Annotated in this window: 5 protein-coding genes and 1 pseudogene; all 6 read right to left on the minus strand. The window is 41.3% G+C overall.

Features of this window, described 5'->3' with window-relative positions; all coding sequences use genetic code 11:
* Positions 1–501 precede the first annotated feature (501 nt).
* The gene (locus tag F607_RS0123755) at positions 502–1,302 is read right to left on the minus strand and encodes a transporter substrate-binding domain-containing protein (RefSeq protein ID WP_027710056.1); all 801 of its coding nucleotides are present in this window, start codon (positions 1,300–1,302) and stop codon (positions 502–504) included.
* Between the two features lie 347 nt (positions 1,303–1,649).
* Positions 1,650–2,516 (minus strand): ABC transporter permease subunit, encoded by an 867-nt coding sequence (locus F607_RS31480; RefSeq protein WP_051311782.1) that lies wholly within the window; start codon positions 2,514–2,516, stop codon positions 1,650–1,652.
* Positions 2,517–2,518: 2 nt separating this feature from the next.
* On the minus strand, positions 2,519–3,415 hold the full coding sequence (locus tag F607_RS0123765) for an ABC transporter permease subunit (RefSeq protein WP_027710057.1): 897 nt from the start codon (positions 3,413–3,415) through the stop codon (positions 2,519–2,521).
* Entirely contained in the window at positions 3,412–4,551 is a 1,140-nt protein-coding gene (gene potA / locus F607_RS0123770; protein WP_027710058.1) for a polyamine ABC transporter ATP-binding protein, read from the minus strand. Before potA ends, F607_RS0123765 begins: the two co-directional genes overlap by 4 nt.
* 235 nt (positions 4,552–4,786) lie before the next feature.
* Complete coding sequence (locus F607_RS0123775) at positions 4,787–5,902, minus strand: extracellular solute-binding protein (protein ID WP_051311783.1); 1,116 nt, start codon at positions 5,900–5,902, stop codon at positions 4,787–4,789.
* 322 nt (positions 5,903–6,224) lie between these two features.
* Positions 6,225–6,467: pseudogene (locus tag F607_RS0123780) on the minus strand (IS1595 family transposase); the annotation flags it as partial.

Genomic DNA, 6,467 nt, shown 5'->3' on the forward strand with positions numbered 1-6,467 from the left:
CCTAATCCGTCATCGTAAGCACCCACACGAATTACTTGATCATTTGTTAAAGAACTTTGGTTAAGCGCTGGTCTCAACCAAGGCCGGCTATTCTACTGCCTCGCCTTGTTTTGTCAAGCTGCACGTTGAATTTTATTTCAACCTCAATCACAACCCAACCCGCCTCTCAGCGGCCGCGCATTCTAGCGCTTTCGATAACCTTGTCAACCCCCTCTTTTTCATCATCCTACTGAACGACGTTTGACGCACATCAAAAGAGGCTTAATCACCGTCTGTATTCGGTGAAACCCTCTGGGCGTCGGGGACTTGAAAAGCTTTACCGCTGAAGAAGTGGTGCGCAGTATAAGCTATTTGTTGACTATGTCAATTGAATTCTTAACAAATCTTACATAAGAAGACAGGTGTAACTTCTTAGTCATGAAATACACCCACAAACATCTGTGCAAAATTTAACCACATTAATATATTGCTACTTCTCAGCTTAGATGTAATCAAAAAACATCATGTATCATTCACTGTAAGTTGAGTCTTTAAGCTTTTAGGCATTGGGATATTCCACTTATCATAAATCGCTTGTAGTTTACCCACCTTGAATAGTTCTTCGATCCTTGTATTAAATATCTTGATTAGATAACGAGAGTGATCCCGGTTAACAAATGCAATAAAAGCTTCTTGCTCAGTTTCAAAGTCAGCGACCTCAAACCTTTCCTTGTCCAATAAGCCTTCATCAAATAATGCTTGGATTTTATAAGACTTATCAATCAAGAAGTGGACCTTACCAGTATCAACCAGCTCAACAGCTTCTTTATCTGTTTTGAACTCTCTTAACTTAAAGTTCCTTTTATCTTTTCCAATAAGGTTCATACCAACAGGCCAAGTCACAATTCTATGCTTAAGTAACGCCTTACCTGTCCACTTCCAAATAACCCGTTTTTTGTACACAACACTAATCTTTTCAGTATGAGTAGCATACTTGGGTAATAATAAGTCATAGCCTGTCAGTTTTGGCTGAGCAATCAAGCCATCAAGCAGCTGGTATTTTTGGTCGGCAATTTTAAGTGCTCGAGCCGAAGGCATACTAAGATGTTTTAATTCAATACCTAACGGCTCGTATATTGTTTTTAATAGTTCCCAATAAAAACCCGAACCATCTTTATTACTAAACTTATCTCTTTCAGGCGCGGCAACAGAAACGGATCTTAACGGTTGCTCTTTAACAATATTTACCAACTCATTGGTCTTTTGAGCAGCAAACACCATTAGTGGCGCTGCGCCTAAAAGCATCAGAAGCCACTTTTTCATGATTTTCCCTCTAAGTCTAACCTTTACTGATAGACCAATTCCCCCATTATTAATTCATCCCTTATGAATAAGGTTATGCTCTGCATCACTAAATAAATTAAATTTTAGGACTCTAAAACACGGCACAGCCTTTTTATTAAAAACCTATTGATATTTGTAACAAACTGACACTTTTGACTAAAGCCATCAGAATTTTTTTATTAATAGAAGGCAAAAAATAAATCTTCGCGTTAACTTATTTGATTATCTAAAAAACCACACCTGGGATTTTGGTGTGGTTATATTTTTTTGTAGCCCAATTATTTTCTGCGGGTGTTTAAATAATCCAGTAACATGTTTAATTTAGCTCAACGTTGATTGGATAAATGCTTTGTCCAACTTTCTTCCTCTTCAACATGAAGTGGACTACGCCTTCTGGCTTCTGCTCTCCTTGCCAGCCACCATGCAATGAATGCCGCAAGAGACACCACGAGAATAAAGAGAGTGGCAAGTGCGTTTATTTTAGGACTAACACCCAGCCTGACCGATGAAAAAACCACCATAGGTAGTGTGGTAGAGCCAGGTCCTGAGACAAAGCTTGCTATGACCAAATCATCTAAAGAAAGCGTAAACGCCAACAGCCAGCCTGCAGCAATTGCAGGTGCAATAACAGGGATAGTAATGAGGAAAAACGTTTTAAATGGCGTTGCACCTAAATCCATAGCCGCTTCTTCGATAGAGGTGTCCACCTCTCTTAAGCGTGACGATACAACAACTGCCACATATGCCGATGAAAAGGTCACATGGGCAATCCATATGGTTAGCATACCCCGCTCTGCAGGCCAGCCCGTTAATTGAAACATAGCAACAAAAAGTAGCAGCAATGACAAGCCTGTGATTACATCAGGCATGACTAGTGGTGCTGTAATCATTCCACTAAATAGAGGCTTGCCTCGAAAACGGTGAAAACGTGTCATCACAAATGCGGCCATCGTGCCTAAAATAACAGCCATACACGAGCTAAAGAAAGCAATCCTCAAGCTCATCCAAACAGCCGACATAAGTTGATCATCCGCAAAAAGCTCTACATACCACTTGCCAGAAAAGCCCGCCCATACAGTAACCAGTTTGGAAGCATTAAAGGAATATAGAACGAGGATAAACATGGGTAGATAAAGAAATGCTAACCCCAAGCATAACACCACATTAGAAAACGTCAGTTTGCGGCTAGCCATACTCATCCTTCCATTTCTTTTGCTTGATGATGGTTAAAGTAAGCAATGGGAATACTCAAAATCGCCAACATGACAATTGCCAGTGCAGCGGCAATGGGCCAGTCACGGTTATTAAAAAACTCCTGCCACAGTACCTTACCAATCATTAACGACTCCGGCCCCCCCAACAGCTCAGGAATAACAAACTCGCCCACAACAGGAATAAAAACCAGCATTGAGCCCGCAATAATGCCATTTCTGGATAGAGGTAATGTCACTTCAAAGAAGACTTTCCATGGCTTACAGCCAAGATCTGAAGCAGCTTCTAATAAACTATGATCGAGCTTGATGAGATTTGCATAGAGTGGCAAAACCATAAAAGGCAAGTAGGTATATACAATGCCTATATATACTGCAAAGTTAGTATTTAACATGGGCAATGGACTATCAATCAGGCCAAGCCACATGAGCAAGTTATTGATAAGTCCATTATTTTTTAAAATACCAATCCAAGCATACACTCGAATCAAAAAAGATGTCCATGAGGGTAACAGGATAAGTAACAACAGTATTGTTTGTGTACGCTGGTTGGCTCGAGCCATGGCATAAGCCATTGGATAGCCTATACACAAACAAGCCAGTGATGAAATAAAGGCTATTTTTACTGAGCTTAAATATGCTGACCAGTAAAGCTCATCCTCAGACAAAAAAACATAATTGCCTAAGTTTAATAAGATACTCAGAGTGTCATCAGCAAACTGAAAAATTTCCGAGTAAGGTGGTATGGCGACTTCAGCTTCAGAAAAGCTGATTTTAAGAACAATAATAAACGGTACAAAGAAGAAGAATAGCAGCCATAGAAAGGGAATACTGATAACCAGCGTTCTTCCTTTTGGCAAAAAGCGTAAAAGATACTTCATGACGTCAACACTACCCCACTGCTGGACTCCCAACTTATATATACAGACTCATCCCATGTTGGACGTCCCATACTCCGTTCAGAGTTCGCCATCATAGACTGCACAATCATGCCGGAGGGTAGTTTCACATAATAAACCGAGTGCCCACCCAAATAAGCAATATCGTGGACGATACCTTTCGACCAGTTAAACTCTTGCTCAGGGCGCTCTTTGGTAATCAGCGTTTTTTCAGGCCGAACCGCCACATAAACTGTTCGCTCATCTAACGGTGCCATAATCCCGTGGTCAATATGGATGGCATTACTCAACTCTGCAGAGTTGATAATGACATGGTCGGCTTCTTCTTTAGTAATGGTTCCATTAAAGATATTCACCGAACCAATAAACTCAGCCGTCATCCGACAGTTAGGGGTTTCATAAATATCAACAGGTGTACCTACCTGGACAATCCAGCCATCATTCATAATGCCTATTCTTTCTGCCATGGTCATGGCTTCTTCCTGGTCGTGCGTAACCATAACGCAGGTCACGCCCACTTCTTCTAGAATAGTCACTACTTCGAGCTGCATTTGGGTACGTAACTTTTTATCCAAAGCCCCCATTGGCTCATCCAGTAACAATAACTTTGGCCTTTTGGCCAGGCTTCTTGCCAAAGCAACCCGTTGCTTCTGTCCACCCGACAATTGATGGGGTTTGCGTTTTGCATATTTTTCCATATGAACCAAACGCAGTAACTCCTGAACACGCGCTCTTATGTCAGGCTTAGGTAGCTTGTCTTGCTTCAAGCCAAAAGCGATATTTTGCTCAACAGTCATATGAGGAAATAACGCATAAGACTGAAACATCATATTGATGGGCCGTTCATAAGGCGGCAACGCAGTAATATCTTGACCATCCAGAAAAATGCGCCCTTCCGAAGGCATTTCAAATCCCGCCAACATTCTTAGTAATGTTGACTTTCCTGAGCCTGAACCACCCAACAAGGCAAAAATTTCACCCTTCTTAATCGTCAAACTGACATCATCGACTGCAACCGTATCGCCAAACTTTTTCGTTAGCCGATCAAGCTTTACCAAAACTTCGTTGCGCTGGGCATGATTACCATTGGTATATGTGTTACCAGATGCAATAGACATTGAACTCTCCATTGCTGGATTACTATAGCCAGTACGAGTGCTTTTTAGGCAAGCCCATCGAGTAATGTAGCCCCAGGAGCTTATAAATAATAAGTGACTGGGGTGAATAACGAAGATAAAAGCCTAAAACGCATTCGCGAAGGGTATACATCCAAAACTAAGAAAGGAGAGCTTTACTGGCTCTCCCCCTATACGTGTGTAACCTTAGCTTAATTGCTATTAAACAGGTGACACATCAGCGTCCCGATTTCACTCTCGTCCAAGACCGAGTAATGATACGGTTGATTTTTTTGGGTAATACGACCGTCTTATATAAGTTTTTTCTGATAGCGGGAGGAGGGTATATCCCAGGGTCATTCTTAATTTCTTCATCTACGTATTCATTCGCCACCAAATTGGGGTTGGCATAAGACACATAGTTGGTGATTTGAGCAATAGTTTCAGGCTCAAGCAAGTAATTCAAAAAAGCATAGGCTTCGTCTACATGCTTGGCATCTGCTGGGATTGCGAGCATATCAAACCACAACTGTGCCCCCTCTTTGGGGATAACATACTGAATAGCTATCCCATTGTTAGCTTCCTCTGCTCGATCCCGTGCTTGCAAAATATCGCCAGAAAAACCTATAGCCACACAGATGTCACCATTTGCTAAATCAGCAATATACTTGGATGAGTGAAAGTAGGTTACATATGGACGAACAGCCAGAAGGAGTTCAGTTGCCTTGAGGTAATCAGCCTTATTGGTACTGTTGGGATCAAGGCCGAGGTATTTTAATGCAGTAGGAATGATTTCTAAAGGTGCATCTAAAAAACTTACACCACAGCGCGCCAGCTTTTCCATATTTTTGGAATTAAACACTAGATCCCAGCTATCTAATGGTACATCTGCGCCAAGCACTTCCTGGACTTTTTTTAGGTTATAGCCAATGCCCGTTGTGCCCCACAAATAAGGAATTCCATATTTGTTGCCAGGATCAGCACTTGCAGACACTTTAGCTAATAAAGCAGGATCTAACTTATCCAAATTAGGAAGATTTGACTTGTCCAAAGGCTGATAAGCAGATGCTTTGATTTGATTCGCAAAAAACGGGTTGTCTGAAGGCACAACAATATCAAAACCTGAACTACCCGCTAAGACTTTTGCCTCCAAAACCTCGTTGCTGTCATAGACATCATAGACAATTTTTATTCCCGTTCGCTCTTCGAAGACAGGAATCGTGCTTTGCGCTATATAATCATTCCAGTTGTATACATGTAACCTCGCCTTTTGTTGCTCCTCAGCAAAAAGACTAACGCTTTGCAATACTGTTACGGTACAAATCACTCCCCATGACACTAACTTCTTGATCATCAGCCGTCCTTATCTGGTTGAATCAACACAAACCTCTAAGTGTTTACTCGTAGCACACCATGTTGGGAAGGCTCGCTTCGCTTTGTAATCTCAGTGTAGAGTATGAAAAGACTCACTGCTTTTAATTGTTAATGCTAAGTTACTGACGCAACTCACCCTCAGAGATGTGTGTAAAGAGCATCGCCACAGCATAACATTTCATCAGGGTTGGTTAACATACATTAACGCGATGCTCGACTTTTTAGCCTATTAATTTAGCTAACTGAAGAGGAGCATTGCCTTGGTTCCTATTAAATAAGGCTCTATATGGATTCCTAGGGGGTTATATCAATAGCTCTACTAGATCATTAAGTAAGCTTTTTCCTCGGCACTTTATATTGTACACAAACTCAAATAATGCTAAATAAAAAGGTAGTTTTTCTTGAGAAATACCTCGATGAGGTCTTAACCATGAGCGTAGTAATGACCAACAACCTTCAATGGTGTTAACATGTACTTCGTGAAAACCATCCCCATCTTCATCACGAGCATACTCCCCTTTCCCATGACAAACGGTTTTATGTTG

This window comes from Zooshikella ganghwensis DSM 15267, from assembly GCF_000428585.1.
Lineage (GTDB): Bacteria > Pseudomonadota > Gammaproteobacteria > Pseudomonadales > Zooshikellaceae > Zooshikella > Zooshikella ganghwensis.

Coding starts and splice junctions, on each gene's coding strand:
- F607_RS0123755 (WP_027710056.1), bottom strand. CDS start 1,302: ATGAAAAAGTGGCTTCTGATGCTTTTAGGCGCAGCGCCACTAATGGTG.
- F607_RS31480 (WP_051311782.1), bottom strand. CDS start 2,516: ATGGCTAGCCGCAAACTGACGTTTTCTAATGTGGTGTTATGCTTGGGG.
- F607_RS0123765 (WP_027710057.1), bottom strand. CDS start 3,415: ATGAAGTATCTTTTACGCTTTTTGCCAAAAGGAAGAACGCTGGTTATC.
- potA (WP_027710058.1), bottom strand. CDS start 4,551: ATGTCTATTGCATCTGGTAACACATATACCAATGGTAATCATGCCCAG.
- F607_RS0123775 (WP_051311783.1), bottom strand. CDS start 5,902: ATGATCAAGAAGTTAGTGTCATGGGGAGTGATTTGTACCGTAACAGTA.